The organism is Bacillus sp. FDAARGOS_1420 (assembly GCF_019344915.1).
GTDB lineage: Bacteria > Bacillota > Bacilli > Bacillales > Bacillaceae_G > Bacillus_A > Bacillus_A mycoides.
Map to the genome: position 1 here is coordinate 578,764 of NZ_JAHWJB010000002.1, position 19,119 is coordinate 597,882.

A 19,119-nucleotide genomic window follows, 5' to 3' on the forward strand; every position below is an offset into this window, starting at 1 on the left:
GTATTCTTACTCTTTCTTATCACTAAATAATTTATTTAGTGTGTAAAGGAATAGTGCGACACATAATTCAGCTATGTTGGACATTTGTACACTCTCTATCCAGTCATCGGCGGTATGTATGACAAACCAATCTAACGTAATTTCAATTATAGAGAGCAGAGCAATTGAGAGCCAATTGGGCATACTTGTCATCATTGGATGTAGGAGCACTTTAAAGAAAATGAATATAAAATATGTAATACCGTCTAATAAAAGAATGAGTAAAAAAAAGAGTAGTAGAGCTGTTCTTGATGAATATTCTATACCTGTAATATGAAAGATTCCTACATATACAAAAAATATAAATGCAAAGAATATAATGAGAATAAGAATAACAACACTAATAATAATAGTCTTATCTTTTAGACTGAGATTAGAAAGTTTGTCTTCTTCACTCATTACCCCAACTCCTTTTTCTGGAAAATCAATTTCATTGTACCATGAAATATCTATTAAAAAACTACGAATTATGGGAAAATAAGGTGACAAAAAGTAAGATTTCGTGTAAAATTATTAATAAGGTTTTTATTTAACTAAATGAAATAAAAGGGGCTGTCAAAATTGTCTCAAAATCGAGAGCAATTAATGGAAGAACTATCGACAAATGTTTTTGCTATGTTCCGCACGTTGCGTAATGATATTGGAAAAATATTTGGTGGTTACATACCGTGGAATGAGTTCATCGTCCTTAGAATATTGAATCGTACGAATAAAGAAATGGTATCACGTGTAGCGAATGAGTTAAATGTGTCGAATAGTCATATTACAGCTGTTACAGAAAAATTAATTAATAAAGGTTTTGTAACTCGTTCACGCTCTACGTCAGATCGCCGAGTTGTATATTTGGAGATTACAGAACAAGGGAAAGATTTAGTTGCGAAAATGGAAGGGGAGAAAAAGAAATATTTACAAGAAAGATTCTCCGCACTTTCAGAAGATGAAATGGATATAATGATATCTATTTCTAAAAAACTTATTTAAATAATTACAAATAAGAAAACGCTTACCTAATTAAAAAGAAGACCTTCCTCATATATGGAAGGTCTTCTTCTGTGTGTAATAGATGATAAAAAATAAAATGTGTATGAAAAAAGATAGAGCGCCATACTACTAATAAAGGAAGGAGGCAGAAATATGACGAATCGTAATGGTAGTCAAGGAAGTGGAAATCAAGGTTCACCAAAATCAGGGCAATTCCAGCAGGAGTTTAGTACTGAATTTGAAACGGGAAATGATAATAAAGGAAAAGAATATCGTTCGAAAAAAGGAAGTAAATCAAAAAAGGAGTGAAATGATTCACTCCTTTTTTGATTTAAGATGCTGCAGATTGATCAGTATTATATTTTTCTTCTGATTTTGCAACAATCATTGCACAAATTGCATCACCGGAAATATTTACAGCAGTTCTAGACATATCTAGAATGCGGTCAATACCGATAATTAAAGCAATGCCTTCTACTGGTAGATTTACTTGATTTAAAACCATCGTAAGCATCACTAGTCCAACACCTGGTACACCTGCAGTACCGATACTAGCTAGTACAGCAGTTAATACGACCATAGCTAATTGTGGTAATGTAAGTTCAACGCCGTATACTTGAGCGATAAATACAGTTGCTACCCCTTGCATAATAGCAGTACCATCCATATTAATCGTTGCACCTAGTGGTTGTACAAAAGAGCTTATCGCTTTTGGAACTCCAAGTTTTTCTTGGGCGGTTTTCATGGCAAATGGAAGGGACGCATTAGAGCTAGATGTACTAAACCCAATTGCCATTACCGGACCGAAATGTTTAAAGAAACGAATAATACTTTCTTTGGCTAGTACCTTTAATAAGCCGCCGTATACGAAGACACCGTGAATAATGAGTACCAACATAACGACAATCATATACTTGAACATCGCAGCGACGCCTGCAAGACCCATTTTACCAACGGACGAAGCGAGCAACCCGAATGTTCCGATTGGAGCTAATTTCATGACGAGATTAACAAGATACATCATTAATTCGTTGCCCTGTTCAAGTAATGAATGGACACCTTGAACTCGTTTTCCTAAAACAGCTAAACCGAGTCCGATCAATGCGGCAAAGGCAATAATTTGTAGCATGTTCCCATCAGCCATCGCTTTTGCTGGATTATCTGGCACAATATTCAGCAATGTATCAACGAAAGATGTTTCAGTTTTTGCACCTTCATACTTAAGCCCGTCTGTTTTAAAGTTACCGCCAGCTCCTGGTTTTATGATAAGTGCAAATGTAACTGCAATAGAGATAGCGACAGCTGTTGTTACGAGAAAGAATGAAATTGATTTTAAACCAATTCTTCCAAGTTGTTTCGGATCTCCAAGACCAGCAGCCCCGAGTACGATAGAAATGAACACAACAGGAACAACTAGCATTTTAATAAGTCGGATAAACAATTGACCAAGTGGATTGAACACATATTGATTCAATGGCTCAAAAATAGATGGAGCAGCTAAATTTAAAGTGAGTCCGACAACTAGACCGAGAAATAATGCAATTAAGATTGCCTTTGTTTGTTTCAATAAAAGCCCCCCTTGTTTTTGTAAAATTGCTTTCTAAAGTAATTATACCGAAAAAATACCTATTTTGACAATATTTTCTGAATATTTAGTATAAAGTTGTCTATTTCAACGTATATAGTCCAGTTTTGTTGAAATATGTGGAAAGAATACATTTATGTATTTGGAAAAAAAATAGACCATCACATGATGGGCTAGGGAAGGGGACAATTTATGTCAATTTAATTAGGGATGGAAGCTATTCAAAGACACTGGGGAATGTCTTATAAATTAGGGAGGAACAGCTCCGATACATATACTATAAAAGGTGGATGTGGTCTAGATGTGAACATAGAGTGAAAGAGAGAGGGAGTTTTAAGTAAGAAGAAAGAGAGAATAAAAAAATAAGACCATCACATATAGGATGGTCAAGGGAAGGGGACAATTTATGTCAATTTAATTAGGGATGGAAAGCTGTTCAAGACACTGGGGAATGTCTTATAAATTAGGGAGGAACAGCTCCGATACGTATACTATAAAAGGTAGATGTGATCCTCGTGTGAACATGGAGTGAAAGAGAGAGGGAGTTTCAAATAAAAGATAGAAAGAATAAAAAAATAAGACCATCACATATAGGATGGTCAAGGGAAGGGGACAATTTATGTCAATTTAATTAGGGATGGAAGCTATTCAAAGACACTGGGGAATGTCTTATAAATTAGGGAGGAACAGCTTCGATACATATACTATAAAAGATGGATGTGACCCTCGTGTGAACATGGAGTGAAGGAGAGAGGGAGTTTCAAATAAAAGATAGAAAGAATAAAAAAATAAGACCATCACATATAGGATGGTCAAGGAAAGGGGACAATTTATGTCAATTTAATTAGGGATGGAAAGCTGTTCAAGACACTGGGGAATGTCTTATAAATTAGGGAGGAACAGCTCCGATACATATACTATAAAAGGTAGGTGTGACCCTCGTGTGAACATGGAGTGAAAGATATGGGGATTTGAAAAGGGATATAATAGAAAATATTCTTTTGTAAAACGATAGGAGTCTGAATATAAATAAAAGTTGAAATCTATGAAAAAAAGGATTATGCTCAACTATATTATAAGAATATAAGGTTTATCCCGCTACTTGTAGGCTCTTAAAGAGTCTTTATTTATGAAGGGATAAAAGCTTCACTTGATAAAGGGAGTTAGTGATATGGAAGTAGCAAAAAAACAAGGGTTGTATAATCGTTTTATACGATTGAATCCACCACAAATTTTAGCATTAGGCTTTTTTTGTTTAATTGTGGTCGGAGGATTGTTATTAAAGTTACCGTTTGCAACGAAAGTACATATTAGTTGGGTAGATGCTTTCTTTACAGCTACGTCGGCAGCGACTGTAACTGGTTTAGGTGTTGTAGATACTGCGAGTACGTTTACGATGTTTGGTGAAATTGTTATTATGTTTTTAATTCAAACGGGTGGTCTCGGTCTTATGACGATAGCCATTTTAATTGTTTGGGTATTAGGGAAAAAAATTGGTTTACGCCACCGATTATTAATTGGAGAAGCATTTAATCAAACAAATATTGGTGGTCTTGTGAAATTAGTAAAACGTGTTTTTATTTTTTCTATTTGTATTGAGCTAATTGGAGTTATCTTTTTATCGATTCGCTTTATTCCAGAGTTTGGTTTTGGAAAAGGTTTATACTATAGTATTTTTCACGTTATTGCGTCATATAATAATGCCGGCTTTGCGCTTTGGCCAGATAATTTAACAAGATATGTAGGAGATCCTATTATTAATATTGGGATTTGTTCTTTAATTGTAATAGGAGGGTTAGGATTTACGGTATTAATTGATATATGGTATAGCCGTAGTTTCCGAAAATTATCACTGCACTCCAAAATCATGATTGTTGGAACGATAGCACTTAATGTTATTGCGATGATTGTGATTTTTGTATTGGAATATAATAATGTGAAGACTTTGGGGCACTTATCTTTAAATGGAAAATTATGGGCTGCGTTCTTCCAAGGAATTACACCTCGTACAGCTGGTTTTAACACGGTAGATTATGGGGGAATGGAGGAGTCATCGATACTATTTACAATGGTATTAATGTTTATTGGCGCGGGAAGTGTATCGACAGGCGGTGGAATTAAGTTAACGACATTCGTTATTTTAATTACATCAGTTCTTTCTTTCTTTAGAAAGAAAGAGGATTTTGTTTTATTTCAGCGTACGATTAAAATGTCGACAGTAACGAGAGCGTTAGCAATTGTCGTTGCTAGTCAAATACTTATTTTTACAGCGGTATTTGTATTAATGCTTACAGAAGACTTCAGTTTTATTCAGTTATTATTTGAGACAATTTCAGCGTTTGGTACAGTAGGGTTAACAATGGGGATTACTGCGAAGCTATCGGCGTTTGGAAAATGTATTATTATGTTTGTTATGTTTTGTGGATTAATCGGACCGTTAACACTTGTTTTCTCTTTGGCACGACCAGCAAAACAAAAAATTAAATATCCATCAGAAGATGTATTTACAGGATAAGGTATCCCGCATAAAGCGAGATACCTTTTTCTTTTTAAAAAAGAGAGAACAATAAACCAATAAGCGCCACTCGGAATAAAATCGCAATGAGTGCAGCGATACCACCCACAATGGCAGCGGTACCACCAGTTACAGTAGCCCCGCGATTATAAGCGTAAATACCAAGTAGAACAGACACAAGACCAAATAGTGTTGGGAATGTGAATAATGATAATATTGCTAAGGCAAGAGCAATGAAACCAGCAGTCGATCCAGCTGCAGACGATCTTACATCATCGTTATCTTTATCATCATAATCGATATGCTGTGGTGCAACTTCAGCTGCGTATTCTTCTTTATAATCACTATCTATTCGATCTCTTTTTTTATATTCATCAAATTTCTCAGTCAAAGTAAGGACTCCTTTCATAACAAGGTTCAATAGTAGTATGTTTCTCTTTACTGTTTTTATCCCGCTATTTGCGAGCAGTAAGACTCCCACCTCAAAATTTGGCTGGAGCCCTGCGGCTCGTAAACGCCCGATTGGTGTGGGCTAATAATCAGTGGGGGATGAACAAAACCTCCACTGATTAAAGTTTCACTTTATCCGAACTTGTACAGGGAGTAATATCCAATTGAAAAGTGGAAAATATTTTTTCAAAATAGGAAAACTTAGTATGACTTCCTCTATTTTGGAAAGTATAAAAAAGAATAATGAGGAAAGGGTGTAGTACATAATGGAACATCCAATTGAAAATTTAATGAAAACAGCAATGACAAATTTAAAAGAGATGGTAGATGTAAATACGATTGTTGGAAGTCCGGTTTCAACAGCTGACGGAAATGTAGTATTAACAGTATCTCAAGTGGCTTTTGGTTTTGGAGCTGGTGGAAGTGACTTTAAAGGTGATTTTATTTCCGAAAAACATAACGGTGGACAAGGGCAGCATAAAGAGAACAAGCAAAGTCATCCATTCGGAGGCGGAAGCGGGGCTGGGGTTTCTATTAGCCCAGTTGCTTTTTTAGTAGTTGGTTCTAACGGTGTGCAAGTGTTGCATCTCAATAGTAGTACACATTTAATTGAAAAAGCGTTAAATACTGTGCCAAGCACTGTGGATAAATTTGTGAATGGTCGCCAAAAGTGAACTTGCATTTTTTAGGAATTATGATATATTAGAAAAAGTGCGCTTTATGACGATCGGAATAATTGAACTGTAAATATATATGATGTGTGGAATAAGGGAGAGGAATTTATGATTAATATCAAAAACTTAGTAGTTGGCTTATGTATGTTAGTAAGCGGTTTTGTTGTATATGTAATAAAAGAAAAAGCTCCATTCTAAAACAGACAAACCGTTAATGTCTGTTTTTAATTTGTAAAAAATGTTGACAAGTTATTGTATTGGTGTTAAAATTTTAATTCGTGTCTCGGTTAAAGCTAGTGTAAAGTAAATAAATCTTATGAATATAATACGAAAAGTTTGCGAAAGATCGGGTAGTCTTACCAACAACTTTTGTGAACAAACCCTATAAATTGTATATGTAAGCTTTATATGTATACTAGTGAATCAAGGAGCGGTCAGTGGAACCGTAATGATGAGAGAGAGGTAGGGCTTTCATCCAGTATATGTTACTTTCCCGTTAGGTGAATATAAAAAAGAGGGCTCCTTTTGAAAAGGAGCCCTCTTTCTATAAATAAATTGAAACTATAATCAGTGGGACCATTCCATTCCCTTTACATGTTAGCTCACAAATAATGTGATAAAAATGATTAAGTGCGGTTTTCAACTTGCTGACAAATTTCATCTGTTGTTAAACCATGTGCTTTAATTACAGATCCTTTTATCGATGTATCTGCAATGCCCATCATATTAGAATCTTGCCCGGTTACAACGCAACAATCACACCCATGTGCATCATTTTCAGAGTTAAGTGAAACGACTTCATGTCCTTGTTGCTGAAGAGCTTGTTGAACATCTGTTAAAGAGTTCTCAACACCAATTCTAGCCATAATTTTCACCTCCTACCATCTAGTTGCTAGTATGCTCAAGTCCATAGCATATATTTATGAAAAGATGGTAGGAAGAGAATATTTGTTTAGTCGTTATATACACCAGTAAGCATTTGACTAACGAATTGATCATTTAATGTATCTTGTGCTGAACTGTTATTAGACTGAATATCGATTGAAGCTGTGTAGTTGTTATGTTTCCTACTATTTGGTTCTACTTCAACGTAATTATCGAATTTACAAAATCCTTTCGTATCCATTAGATCAAATAGTTGTAGCATTTCTACTACCTCTTGTCTCGTTCCTTTAATTTGTACACACGCCATTGTTATTTCCTCCTTCAATTTGACAAATTGTTTTTTAAAAATAGGATTATGATTACTAAATGAAAAATATGAATGTTATTTTTAGACAGCGTTATTTTTGTTATTTCCCCCCTTTTTCACCAAAAGTCGTTGTATATTCCCGGATTTATAAAATCGGACGTCCGTTTATTGAATACAATAGATTCGTATCAATTGGCGAAAACCCTTCTTTTAAACAAATATTTTTTTAGTAGAATTTGACGAAAAAATTTTTTGACTTTTTGTAAACGTTAACAATGTTATTAAATCAATATAAACAAAGATGTACGTACGATTAAAAATTAAAAATTTTCTAAAAATTCACTTGATTTATTTGAAAAGGAGAGTAGACTAGGAAACAATAAAAAACTCATAGAACATAGGGGGCGCTTTCAAGTGAACGAGCAGTGGATTTTCTTAAATGGAGAATTTGTTCCAAAAGACGAAGCAAAGGTTTCAGTATATGATCATGGCTATTTATATGGCGATGGAGTGTTCGAAGGAATTAGGGTATATAGCGGTAATGTTTTCCGTTTGAGAGAGCATCTTGTCCGGTTATATGAATCAGCGAAATCCATCATGTTAGAAATTCCATATACGTTAGAAGAAGCAACGAAAATCGTTGTTGAAACGATTCGACAAAACAAACTATCTAATGGATATATCCGCCTCGTTGTATCAAGAGGACCTGGGAACTTGGGATTAGATCCCGATTCTTGTACGAAACCAAATGTAGTAGTAATTGCAGAGCAATTATCTTTATTTCCACAAGAATATTATGAAAAAGGGATTCCGATTATAACAGTTGCAACGCGTCGCAATCGCCCGGATGTTTTATCGCCACAAGTAAAATCTTTAAATTACTTAAATAATATTTTAGTTCGCATTGAGGCGAAATTAGCTGGAGTACAAGAAGCACTTATGTTAAATGACCAAGGATATGTAGCTGAAGGCTCTGGAGATAATGTATTTATTGTGAAGGGAAATAAATTAATTACACCACCAAGTTCTGCTGGAGCGTTAGAAGGTATTACACGAAACGCGATTTTAGAAATCGGCGAAAAACTTGGATATGACGTAAGAGAAGAATTATTTACAAGGCATGATGTATATGTAGCTGATGAAGTGTTTTTAACAGGAACAGCTGCTGAAGTAATTGCTGTTACGACAGTAGATGGAAGAACGATTGGTTTAGGTAGAACAGGGCCACATACGAATCGTTTATTAGAAGAATTCCGTAAATTAGTTGTAGAAGATGGAGAGAAAATTTACGAAGAAAATAAAGTTGGATAATAGCTCTTATGACATGATAAAGCGTTGATAGGGAGGAGTAGTTGACTGTGAAGCCTCACAGAGAGTCGGTGGTTGCTGGAAACCGATGGTTCACGTCGACGAACATCACCCTTGAGTGCTAAGCTGAAACGTTTGTTTAGGCTTAGACGGTAGCTCCGTTATTAGCTAGACTCATATCCCGAGTCACTGAGGCAAGAGTAATCTTGCAAAGAAGGGTGGTACCGCGAAATCTTTCGTCCCTTCAGCACATAGCTGGAGTGTGGACGTAGGATTTTTTTATTTTATAAATGTTTTAAAAAAGGGGGCTTATAAGAAAAATGTCTTCAAAAACGGAAGAGAAACTGGCAACTGGTGCACAGCTATTGTTAGAAGCGCTAGAAAAGGAAGGAGTAGAGGTGATTTTTGGTTATCCAGGTGGTGCGGTTTTACCTCTATATGATGCGCTTTATGATTGTGAAATTCCGCATATTTTAACGAGGCATGAGCAAGGTGCAATTCATGCTGCTGAAGGATATGCAAGAATTACAGGAAATCCAGGAGTGGTAATTGCAACAAGTGGACCGGGTGCTACAAATGTTATTACTGGTCTAGCTGACGCGATGATTGATTCATTGCCACTTGTTGTATTTACAGGGCAAGTAGCAACAACGTTAATCGGGAGTGATGCTTTCCAAGAAGCTGATATTATGGGGCTTACGATGCCGGTGACAAAACATAATTATCAAGTACGAAAAGCATCGGATTTACCCCGAATTATTAAAGAAGCATTTCATATCGCTAGAACAGGAAGACCGGGCCCAGTCGTAATTGACCTTCCGAAAGATATGGTAGTAGAGCAAGGTGAGCGATGTAGCGACGTACAAATGGATTTACCAGGATACCAGCCTAATTATGAACCGAATCTACTACAAATAAACAAATTATTACAAGCGATTGAGGTCTCAAAAAAGCCATTAATTTTAGCTGGAGCAGGTGTATTGCATGCGAAAGCATCGAAAGAATTAACAAGTTTTGCTCGCAAATATCATATTCCAGTTGTTCATACATTACTTGGTCTTGGTGGGTTTCCACCAGATGATGAACTATTTCTAGGGATGGGAGGAATGCACGGTTCATACACCGCAAATATGGCGTTATATGAATGTGACTTACTTATTAATATAGGTGCAAGGTTTGATGATCGTCTTACTGGGAATTTAGCTTATTTTGCTAAAGAAGCAATTGTCGCACATATAGATATTGATCCAGCGGAAATTGGGAAAAATGTGCCGACTGAAATCCCTATTGTTGCGAGTGCAAAGCAAGCATTAGAAGCTCTACTTACTTTTAAAGAAGGGGAAGTACATCACAATGATTGGCTTTCGTTATTGAATAGTAGAAAAGAAAAATACCCTCTTTCTTACAAAGAACATGCAGAGCGTATTAAACCTCAATATGCAATTGATATGCTATACGAAATTACGAAAGGAGAAGCGATTGTAACAACAGATGTTGGGCAACATCAAATGTGGGCAGCTCAATATTATCCGCTGAAAAACCCAGATAGATGGGTAACCTCTGGTGGGTTGGGAACAATGGGCTTCGGGTTTCCAGCAGCAATAGGTGCACAAATCGCAAAGCCTGAAGAACTAGTTATTGCAATTGTCGGTGATGCGGGATTTCAAATGACCCTGCAAGAACTAAGTGTATTAAAAGAGCATTCTTTACCAGTTAAAGTGTTTATTTTAAATAATGAAGCTTTAGGAATGGTAAGACAATGGCAAGAGGAATTTTATAATGGGCGATATTCGCACTCCTTACTTTCATGCCAACCAGATTTTGTTGCGCTTGCCAATGCTTATGGCATAAAAGGTGTTCGTATTGAAGACCCACTTCTTGCAAAGCAACAATTACAGTATGCAATTGAGTTAAGAGAGCCTGTTGTAATTGATTGCCGCGTACTTCAATCCGAAAAGGTAATGCCGATGGTTGCCCCAGGAAAAGGCGTTCATCAAATGGAGGGAGTGGAGAAAAGGTGAAGAGAATTGTAACAGCGACAGTTCGAAATCAAAGCGGTGTGTTAAATCGAATTACAGGTGTTATGACACGTAGACATTTTAATATTGAAAGTATTTCAGTAGGTCATACGGAATCATCGGATATTTCGAGAATGACGATTGTTGTACACGTTGAAAATGAACAGCAAGTTGAGCAGTTAATTAAACAACTTCATAAGCAAATCGATGTACTGAAAGTATCAGATATTACAGAAGAAGCGATGATCGCTAGAGAACTTGCACTTATTAAAGTAGCAACGTCTGTAGCAAGAGCAGAATTATATAGTTTAATTGAACCGTTCCGAGCCGCTGTAATAGATGTTGGGAAGGATTCCATAGTGGTGCAAGTAACAGGTACCCAGGAGAAAGTAGAAGCGTTAATTGAATTACTTCGTCCATATGGTTTGAAAGAAATTGCTAGAACAGGTGTAACAGCATTTACACGTAGTATGAAAAAACAAGATAAACAAGTTATGTTAATTCAATAATTATTTAAAAAATAGGGGGAAATGAAAATGGCGAAAGTTTATTATGAAAAAGACGTAACGGTAAATGTATTAAAGGAAAAGAAAGTAGCAATCATCGGATATGGATCGCAAGGCCATGCGCATGCACAAAACTTACGTGATAACGGATTTGATGTAGTAGTTGGACTGAGGAAAGGGAAGTCATGGGATAAGGCGAAAGAAGACGGTTTTTCTGTATATACAGTAGCGGAAGCAGCAGAAAAAGCAGATGTAGTAATGATTCTACTACCTGATGAATTACAGCCGGAAGTATATGAAGCTGAAATTGCACCAAACTTACAAGGCGGCAATTCTCTCGTTTTCGCGCATGGATTTAATGTTCACTTTGATCAAGTAAAACCGCCAGCTAATGTAGATGTATTTCTAGTAGCACCGAAAGGTCCAGGACATCTAGTACGTCGTACGTTTGCGGAAGGGGGAGCTGTTCCTGCATTATTTGCAGTATATCAAGATGCAACAGGAGTTGCGACTGAAAAGGCACTTTCATATGCAGATGGAATTGGGGCGACGAGAGCAGGTGTATTAGAAACAACGTTTAAAGAAGAAACAGAAACAGATTTATTTGGAGAGCAAGCTGTACTTTGCGGCGGAGTGACTGCACTAGTAAAAGCTGGGTTTGAAACGTTAGTTGATGCTGGTTATCAACCGGAAGTTGCATATTTTGAATGTTTACATGAACTAAAACTAATCGTTGACCTTATGTATGAAGGCGGACTTGAAAATATGAGATATTCAGTTTCAGATACAGCGCAGTGGGGCGACTTCGTATCAGGACCACGCGTTGTGACGGAAGATACGAAGAAAGCGATGGGTGCAGTGCTAGCAGAAATTCAAGATGGTACATTTGCAAGAGGCTGGATCGCAGAGCATAAAGCAGGAAAACCAAATTTCCATGCGACAAATGAAAAAGAAAATGAACATGAAATCGAAGTAGTTGGACGTAAATTACGTGAAATGATGCCGTTTGTACAGCCGCGAGTAAAGGCAGGGGTCAAATAATATGAAGCAAATTTTGTTCATGGATACGACGCTACGTGATGGCGAACAATCACCAGGAGTTAATTTAAATGAACAAGAGAAATTACAGATTGCGAGGCAACTAGAGAGACTTGGTATTAATGTAATGGAAGCTGGATTCGCAGCAGCTTCTGAAGGTGATTTTCAATCGGTAAAACGTATCGCAAATACCATTCAAAATGCTACGGTTATGAGTTTAGCTAGAGCAAAGGAAAGCGATATTCGAAGAGCATATGACGCAGTGAAAGGTGCTGTCTCTCCTCGATTACACGTATTTTTAGCTACGAGTGACATTCATATGAAATATAAGCTTTGTATGTCAAAAGAAGATGTATTAGATAGCATTCATCGCTCGGTTACGCTCGGGAAATCACTATTTCCAACAGTTCAATTTTCAGCAGAAGATGCAACAAGAACATCGAGAGCATTTTTAGCTGAAGCAGTAGAAGTCGCGATTCGCGCAGGAGCGAATGTAATCAATATTCCTGATACAGTTGGATATACGAATCCTGAAGAATACTATTCTCTTTTTAAATACTTACAAGAATCCGTTCCTTCTTATGAAAAAGCAATTTTTTCTTGTCATTGTCACGATGATCTTGGAATGGCAGTAGCGAACTCGTTAGCAGCAGTTGAAGGCGGAGCGTTACAAGTAGAAGGAACCATTAACGGAATTGGAGAAAGAGCAGGAAATGCGGCGCTAGAAGAAGTCGCGGTTGCTCTCCATATTAGAAAAGATTTCTATGAAGCAGAATCCTCTATGACATTAAAAGAAATTAAAGCGACGAGTACGTTAGTAAGTCGGTTAACGGGTATGGTTGTACCGAAAAATAAGGCAATTGTTGGAGCAAACGCTTTTGCTCACGAATCAGGTATTCATCAAGACGGTGTATTAAAAGAAGTAACGACGTATGAAATTATTGAACCATCGCTGATTGGAGAGTCACAAAATCTATTTGTATTAGGAAAGCATTCCGGGCGCCATGCGTTTACTGAAAAAATGAAAGAACTTGGTTATGAGTTTACAAAAGAAGAACGAGATGTGGTGTTTGAAGCATTTAAAAACTTGGCTGACCGTAAAAAAGAAATTACAGAAGAAGATTTACGTGCGCTTATGCTTGGTGAAGCAGCATTTGCGGCCCAGCAATATAGCATTACTCAATTGCAAGTACATTTCGTATCAAATAGTACACAGTGTGCAACGGTTGTACTAAAAGATGAGGAAGGAAATATGTACGAAGATGCAGCAACTGGTTCTGGAAGTATTGAAGCGATCTATAATGCAATTCAAAGAATTTTAGGATTAGAATGTGACTTAGCGGATTATCGCATACAATCTATAACGCAAGGTCAAGATGCACTTGCACATGTTCATGTTGAATTAAAAGAAGGAACTCATCAAGTATCAGGTTTTGGTGTTGCGCAAGACGTATTAGAAGCATCGGCGAGAGCGTATGTTCATGCGGCCGGAAAATTAAAATCTTTTATTACTCTTGTGAAGTAACTGTTTGATAAGTGAGGGGATCGTCCCTTACTTATCAAAGTATATTTCTGAAAATTCAGACAAAAGGAGTGTTTTAATTGGAAAAACGTATCGTTTGTTTAGCGGGTGATGGTGTTGGTCCGGAAATTATGGAAAGCGCGAAGGAAGTATTGCATATGGTAGAGAGGCTATATGGACATCACTTTCATTTACAAGATGAGTACTTTGGCGGAGCGGCTATCGATTTAAATGGGCAACCATTACCACAGCGAACACTTGCCGCTTGTTTAGCGAGTGATGCGGTTTTACTTGGAGCGGTTGGTGGACCGCGGTGGGATGATGCGAAAGAAAGGCCAGAGAAAGGATTATTAGCTTTAAGAAAAGGACTTGGTGTATTTGCGAACGTTCGTCCTGTAACAGTAGAAAGCGCAACTGCACATTTATCGCCATTAAAAAACGCAGATGAAATTGACTTCGTTGTCGTTCGTGAACTAACAGGCGGTATTTATTTCTCTTATCCGAAAGAAAGAACGGAAGAATCGGCAACTGATACACTTACGTACCATCGTCATGAAATTGAACGTATCGTGTCGTATGCTTTTCAATTAGCGAGTAAGAGAGAGAAAAAAGTAACCTCTATTGATAAAGCGAATGTTTTAGAATCTAGTAAATTGTGGAGAGCTGTTACGGAAGAAGTAGCTCTTCGTTATCCTAATGTTGAATTAGAGCACATTTTAGTAGATGCAGCTGCTATGGAGTTAATTCGAAACCCAAGGAGATTTGACGTTATCGTAACAGAAAATTTATTTGGTGATATTTTGAGCGACGAGGCTTCTGTATTAGCAGGGTCATTAGGAATGCTTCCATCAGCGAGCCATGCGGAAAACGGGCCGTCTTTATATGAGCCTATTCATGGATCAGCGCCAGATATTGCAGGTAAAAATAAAGCGAATCCAATTGCGATGATGCGTTCAGTAGCGATGATGCTTGGGCAATCATTTGGATTAACGAGAGAAGGGTATGCGATTGAAGAGGCAATTTCTGCAGTTCTTCAATCTGGGAAATGTACAGCTGATATTGGGGGGAATGAGACGACAACTTCATTTACGAGGGCAGTTATTCAAGAAATGGAAGAGCAGGCACTAGTAGGGAGAGGAAGATAATGGGGAAAAGGTTACTAGATAAGCTTTGGGAAAGACATGTAGTTGTAACGAATGAAAATGGATTGGATTTATTATATATCGATCTTCATCTCGTTCATGAAGTAACGTCACCGCAAGCCTTTGAAGGCTTGCGGCTTGCAAATCGAACTGTTCGGAGACCGGAATTAACGTTTGCAACGATGGATCATAATATTCCAACGAAAGATGTTTGGAATATTACCGATCGCATTGCGAAGCAGCAATTGGATACACTTCGTGACAATTGTAAACAATTTAAGGTGCGATTAGCCGATATTGGTGATGAAGAGCAAGGAATCGTTCACGTTATAGGACCAGAACTTGGGCTCACACAACCGGGGAAAACGATTGTATGCGGTGATAGCCATACAGCAACCCACGGTGCTTTCGGTGCTTTAGCGTTTGGTATTGGTACGAGTGAAGTAGAACATGTATTAGCAACTCAAACGTTGTGGCAACGAAAACCGAAAGCGATGGGGATTGAATTAAAAGGAAAGTTACCGAAAGGCGTTTATGCAAAGGATATTATTTTGCATCTTCTCTCAAAGTACGGTGTAGCGGTTGGAACGGGGCATGTAATGGAATTCTACGGAGAGACGATTCGTGATATGGGTATGGAAGAGAGAATGACACTTTGCAATATGGCAATTGAAGGGGGAGCGAAAGCTGGCATCATTGCACCAGATGAGAAAACATTTTCTTATGTAAAAGGGCGTGAATATGCACCGAAAGACTATGAAACGTTTACGGGAAAATGGTCGGAGCTTTATACAGATTCAGATGCAATTTATGATTTACATATTTCGGTAGATGTTACGGATTTAGCACCGTATGTCACTTGGGGAACAAATCCTAGTATGGGTGTTCCTATTGATGAAAAATTACCAGAGAAGCATAACGAAAATGATGAAAGAGCATTTTCATATATGGGATTGAGCCCTGGGCAAAGTACGTTTGAAATTCCTGTTAAGCATGTCTTCATTGGTTCTTGTACAAATTCACGTTTATCTGACTTAGAAATTGCTGCATCTGTTGTAAAAGGGAAAAAGGTAAAAGAAGGTGTGCGAGCACTCGTTGTACCAGGATCAAAAAGTGTGAGAGAGCGGGCGATGCAAAAAGGCTTACATCGCATATTTGAAGAAGCGGGATTTGAATGGAGAGAGCCTGGATGTTCAATGTGTCTTGGGATGAATCCAGATCAAGTACCTGAAGGAGAACATTGTGCTTCTACTTCAAATCGTAATTTTGAAGGAAGGCAAGGGAAAGGAGCACGAACACATTTAGTAAGTCCAGCTATGGCTGCAGCAGCTGCGTTATATGGTCATTTTGTTGATATTAGAAAGGAGAGTTACGATGGAACCATTTCATATTCATAAAGGTACTGCCGCAGTACTTATGAATGATAACATTGATACAGATCAAATTATTCCGAAGCAATATTTGAAGAGAATTGAAAGGACGGGATTTGGAAAATATTTATTTGATGAGTGGCGTTACGATAATGAGCGCCATGAAAATCCTAATTTCCCCCTTAATGCACAAGAACGAAAAGGAGCAAGTATATTAATTACAGGTGATAATTTTGGATGTGGTTCTTCAAGAGAACATGCTCCGTGGGCGCTTGCGGATTATGGTTTCCGCGTTATTATCGCCGGAGGATTTGCAGATATTTTTTATATGAATTGTATGAAGAATGGTATGTTACCGATTGTAATGGATAAAGAGATGCGTGAACAACTTGCCAAAACGAATGCGAGAGATCAAATGGAAGTTGATTTAGAGAATGAAGTAATTATTACGAATACGCACAGGTTTCATTTTACAATCGAGAAAATGTGGAAAGAAAAATTATTAAATGGTCTAGATGAAATCAGCATTACGATGCAATACGAACGAGAAATTGGAGAGTATGAAAGAGAGATAGCCTTATATTAAGAAATAACGGAATATTAAAAATGTATTTACATTCAGAATTAACTGTTATATACTATGTGAAAATCAGAGGAGAAAGGGAGTAAGTATTATGAATATCGTGCAATCTATAAAAATGCTTACACAACTACATCATCATACATGAAACCCTTGAACCTAACGTGAAAACGTGTAGGCACAAGGGTTATTCCCGTTGTACCTACACTCTACTAAAGAGCCTTGTAGGTATTTTGTCTACAAGGCTCTTTTTATTTTCGGTTTGGGTGGATCGAATGGGCATAAATTAAAGAGGGAAAGGTGTGTGAAATGAGATGACAAAGTGGAAACGGGCAAATCCGAATGGAACGAGAGATTACTTATTCGAAGAATGTACGTTAATTGAAGAAGTGGAACAAAAATTAAGACGGACCTTTTTAGAGAGAGGTTATGAAGAAATAAGGACACCTACAATTGAATTTTATGATGTTTTTGCATTTCAAAACAGGCCGATAGATGAAGAAAAGATGTATAAATTTTTCGATGAAAAAGGACGGATTATCGTTTTACGCCCAGATATGACAATTCCTTTAGCAAGAGTAATTGGAACACAGAGAGGGGATATTCCTCTTAAAGTAACTTATAGCGGGAATGTATTTCGGGCGAATGAGTCCCTTACTGGGAAATATAATGAAATAGTGCAAAGTGGTATTGAAATTATCGGGATTGAAAATGTAAGGGCCGAAATTGAATGTGTGATAAGCGTAATTCAAGCACTTCAAAAATTAAAGGTGCAATCTTTCACAATTGAGATTGGGCAAGTGCAGTTATATAAATGTATCGTAAAAAAGCTCCCGATTAATGATGAAGAAGAGAAGTTACTTAGAACGTATATTGAAAGTAAAAATTATGCCGCACTCTCACACTTTATAGAAGAAAAGAAATTAAATCGATGTGATGAAACAGTAAGGTTACTTGAGAAACTACCAAGGTTATTCGGGAGTTTAGATGTTGTTGAGGAAGCAGAAAAACTCGCCTCAAGTAATGAAATGAAAATGGCCATTACAAGAGTGAAAGAAATATATGAAACAATTGAACAGTTAGGATATGGCTCTTACATATCAATTGATTTAGGTATGGTTCAACATTTGGATTATTATACGGGTGTTATTTTCAAAGGGTATATATATGAAATTGGAGAAGAGATTGTTAGTGGCGGAAGATATGATGAGTTAATTGGAAATTTTGGAGAGATGATGCCAGCGGTTGGGCTCGCGGTGCAAGTAAATCAAATAGTTAAGGCACTTCAAGAGCAGCAAGAACCATATAAACGAAAGAGAATAGATATTATGATTCATTATGAGTTAAATAGATTAGCAGAAGCGGAAAGGTTACGAAATTTACTTCAAAAGGACGGGAAGAATGCCCAGTTATCTTTATTCTCTAATTTAAACGATACTTTTCAATTTGCAAACAAGAATAAAATAATGACAGTCGTTGAGGCGAAGAGTGAGTCACTAGTGGAATATGTATGGAGAGAGAAATGGATCATCCAGAAAGAAGGGGAGGCTTCATGCGTAACATTCAAATTGCGTTAACGAAAGGAAGATTAGAAAAGCATGTTATTCCACTGTTTGAAAAAATTGGAATTGATTGTTCGGAGCTCAAAGATAAAGGAAGAAAACTTGTGTTTAAAAGTAAAAACACAAACATTTCATTTATTTTAGTGAAAGCGGTAGATGTTGCTACTTATGTAGAACATGGCGTAGCTGATATTGGAGTCGTTGGAAAAGATATATTAATGGAATTTGAGAAAGATATATATGAGATGGTCGATTTAGGAGTGGGCGTGTGTAAATTTTGTGTCGCTTCTATTCCTACGTATAATCCGAAGAGTTATCGAAAAAAACGAATTGCTACGAAATATCCGCACATTACTTCTACATATTTTCATGATAAAGGGGAGGATGTAGAAATTATTAAAATAGAAGGATCTGTAGAGATTGCTCCACTTCTAGGTTTGGCAGATGCAATTGTTGATATTGTTGAAACAGGAAAAACATTACAAGAAAACGGGTTAATTGTATTTGAGGAAATGTGCTCTATATCAGCTCGAATGATTGTGAATAAGGCTGCATTGAAAACTAAAAAAGACGAAATATTCTGCATTATAAATATGATGGAACAAGAAATTTTGTCAGGGAAATAGGGGGGACTTTA

Annotated in this window: 20 protein-coding genes and 1 other annotated feature; of the genes, 15 read left to right on the forward strand and 5 right to left on the reverse strand. The window is 37.0% G+C overall.

Translation table 11 applies throughout. From position 1 onward, the window contains the following. Nucleotides 1-6: 6 nt before the first annotated feature. Nucleotides 7-438, reverse strand: a complete 432-nt coding sequence (locus I6L50_RS13260; protein ID WP_002086749.1) for a regulatory YrvL family protein — start codon at nt 436-438, stop codon at nt 7-9. Between the two features lie 162 nt (nt 439-600). Here I6L50_RS13260 and I6L50_RS13265 point away from each other — a divergent pair, with 162 nt between their 5' ends. Together I6L50_RS13265 and I6L50_RS13270 are read left to right on the forward strand one after the other, a co-directional pair. Beyond that, nucleotides 601-1,020, forward strand: coding sequence for a MarR family winged helix-turn-helix transcriptional regulator (locus tag I6L50_RS13265; RefSeq protein WP_002166098.1), 420 nt, complete (start codon nt 601-603; stop codon nt 1,018-1,020). Nucleotides 1,021-1,173: 153 nt separating this feature from the next. Further along, nucleotides 1,174-1,329 carry a hypothetical protein gene (locus tag I6L50_RS13270; RefSeq protein WP_002011733.1) on the forward strand — a complete coding sequence of 52 codons (156 nt, stop codon included), beginning with the start codon at nt 1,174-1,176 and terminating at the stop codon, nt 1,327-1,329. A 22-nt stretch (nt 1,330-1,351) separates the two neighbouring features. On the opposite strand, the gene I6L50_RS13275 is transcribed toward I6L50_RS13270, so the two are convergent. Continuing rightward, nucleotides 1,352-2,587 carry a dicarboxylate/amino acid:cation symporter gene (locus I6L50_RS13275; RefSeq protein WP_002086747.1) on the reverse strand — a complete coding sequence of 412 codons (1,236 nt, stop codon included), beginning with the start codon at nt 2,585-2,587 and terminating at the stop codon, nt 1,352-1,354. Nucleotides 2,588-3,776: 1,189 nt separating this feature from the next. Here I6L50_RS13275 and I6L50_RS13280 point away from each other — a divergent pair. After that, nucleotides 3,777-5,120 carry a TrkH family potassium uptake protein gene (locus I6L50_RS13280; RefSeq protein WP_219301794.1) on the forward strand — a complete coding sequence of 448 codons (1,344 nt, stop codon included), beginning with the start codon at nt 3,777-3,779 and terminating at the stop codon, nt 5,118-5,120. A 34-nt stretch (nt 5,121-5,154) separates the two neighbouring features. Here I6L50_RS13280 and I6L50_RS13285 read toward each other — a convergent pair whose 3' ends face one another. Next, nucleotides 5,155-5,529 (reverse strand): imidazole glycerol phosphate synthase, encoded by a 375-nt coding sequence (locus I6L50_RS13285; RefSeq protein ID WP_080515469.1) that lies wholly within the window; start codon nt 5,527-5,529, stop codon nt 5,155-5,157. Nucleotides 5,530-5,836: 307 nt separating this feature from the next. On the opposite strand from I6L50_RS13285, the gene ytfJ reads away from it, so the two are divergent. Both ytfJ and I6L50_RS13295 read left to right on the forward strand, forming a co-directional pair. Further along, a complete protein-coding gene (gene ytfJ / locus I6L50_RS13290; RefSeq protein WP_002030645.1) occupies nt 5,837-6,244 on the forward strand; it encodes a GerW family sporulation protein in 408 nt (135 codons plus the stop codon). Between the two features lie 108 nt (nt 6,245-6,352). Continuing rightward, entirely contained in the window at nt 6,353-6,442 is a 90-nt protein-coding gene (locus tag I6L50_RS13295; protein WP_000608225.1) for a hypothetical protein, read from the forward strand. Nucleotides 6,443-6,870: 428 nt separating this feature from the next. Here the strand turns inward: I6L50_RS13295 and I6L50_RS13300 are convergent, their stop codons facing one another. Both I6L50_RS13300 and I6L50_RS13305 read right to left on the reverse strand, forming a co-directional pair. Next, entirely contained in the window at nt 6,871-7,110 is a 240-nt protein-coding gene (locus tag I6L50_RS13300) for a YkuS family protein (RefSeq protein WP_002011725.1), read from the reverse strand. A gap of 86 nt (nt 7,111-7,196) precedes the next feature. Then, complete coding sequence (locus I6L50_RS13305; protein ID WP_002011724.1) at nt 7,197-7,436, reverse strand: DUF3911 family protein; 240 nt, start codon at nt 7,434-7,436, stop codon at nt 7,197-7,199. A 414-nt stretch (nt 7,437-7,850) separates the two neighbouring features. Between I6L50_RS13305 and ilvE the strand changes: the two genes are divergently transcribed. From ilvE to hisG, 10 genes are all read left to right on the forward strand, one after another. Next, nucleotides 7,851-8,747 (forward strand): branched-chain-amino-acid transaminase, encoded by an 897-nt coding sequence (gene ilvE, locus I6L50_RS13310; protein ID WP_002011723.1) that lies wholly within the window; start codon nt 7,851-7,853, stop codon nt 8,745-8,747. A gap of 15 nt (nt 8,748-8,762) precedes the next feature. After that, nucleotides 8,763-8,991: a binding site (T-box leader), on the forward strand. Between the two features lie 73 nt (nt 8,992-9,064). Continuing rightward, the gene (ilvB, locus tag I6L50_RS13315) at nt 9,065-10,765 is read left to right on the forward strand and encodes an acetolactate synthase large subunit (protein WP_016093002.1); all 1,701 of its coding nucleotides are present in this window, start codon (nt 9,065-9,067) and stop codon (nt 10,763-10,765) included. Next, nucleotides 10,762-11,271 carry an acetolactate synthase small subunit gene (ilvN, locus tag I6L50_RS13320; protein ID WP_000822948.1) on the forward strand — a complete coding sequence of 170 codons (510 nt, stop codon included), beginning with the start codon at nt 10,762-10,764 and terminating at the stop codon, nt 11,269-11,271. Before ilvB ends, ilvN begins: the two co-directional genes overlap by 4 nt. A 21-nt stretch (nt 11,272-11,292) precedes the next feature. Next, nucleotides 11,293-12,309: a ketol-acid reductoisomerase gene (ilvC, locus tag I6L50_RS13325; RefSeq protein ID WP_003188179.1), complete on the forward strand. Its 1,017-nt coding sequence runs from the start codon at nt 11,293-11,295 to the stop codon at nt 12,307-12,309. A 1-nt stretch (nt 12,310) separates the two neighbouring features. Further along, nucleotides 12,311-13,831 (forward strand): 2-isopropylmalate synthase, encoded by a 1,521-nt coding sequence (leuA, locus tag I6L50_RS13330; RefSeq protein ID WP_219301795.1) that lies wholly within the window; start codon nt 12,311-12,313, stop codon nt 13,829-13,831. Nucleotides 13,832-13,908: 77 nt separating this feature from the next. Continuing rightward, nucleotides 13,909-14,973, forward strand: coding sequence for a 3-isopropylmalate dehydrogenase (gene leuB / locus I6L50_RS13335; protein WP_002011718.1), 1,065 nt, complete (start codon nt 13,909-13,911; stop codon nt 14,971-14,973). Further along, on the forward strand, nt 14,973-16,367 hold the full coding sequence (gene leuC, locus I6L50_RS13340; RefSeq protein ID WP_002011716.1) for a 3-isopropylmalate dehydratase large subunit: 1,395 nt from the start codon (nt 14,973-14,975) through the stop codon (nt 16,365-16,367). The genes leuB and leuC overlap by 1 nt, the downstream gene beginning before the upstream one ends. Continuing rightward, on the forward strand, nt 16,345-16,926 hold the full coding sequence (gene leuD / locus I6L50_RS13345) for a 3-isopropylmalate dehydratase small subunit (RefSeq protein WP_113937007.1): 582 nt from the start codon (nt 16,345-16,347) through the stop codon (nt 16,924-16,926). The genes leuC and leuD overlap by 23 nt, the downstream gene beginning before the upstream one ends. Nucleotides 16,927-17,234: 308 nt before the next feature. Beyond that, nucleotides 17,235-18,497 (forward strand): ATP phosphoribosyltransferase regulatory subunit, encoded by a 1,263-nt coding sequence (locus I6L50_RS13350; protein WP_219301796.1) that lies wholly within the window; start codon nt 17,235-17,237, stop codon nt 18,495-18,497. Beyond that, nucleotides 18,473-19,108 (forward strand): ATP phosphoribosyltransferase, encoded by a 636-nt coding sequence (gene hisG / locus I6L50_RS13355; protein ID WP_033708301.1) that lies wholly within the window; start codon nt 18,473-18,475, stop codon nt 19,106-19,108. The genes I6L50_RS13350 and hisG overlap by 25 nt, the downstream gene beginning before the upstream one ends. Nucleotides 19,109-19,119 lie beyond the last annotated feature (11 nt).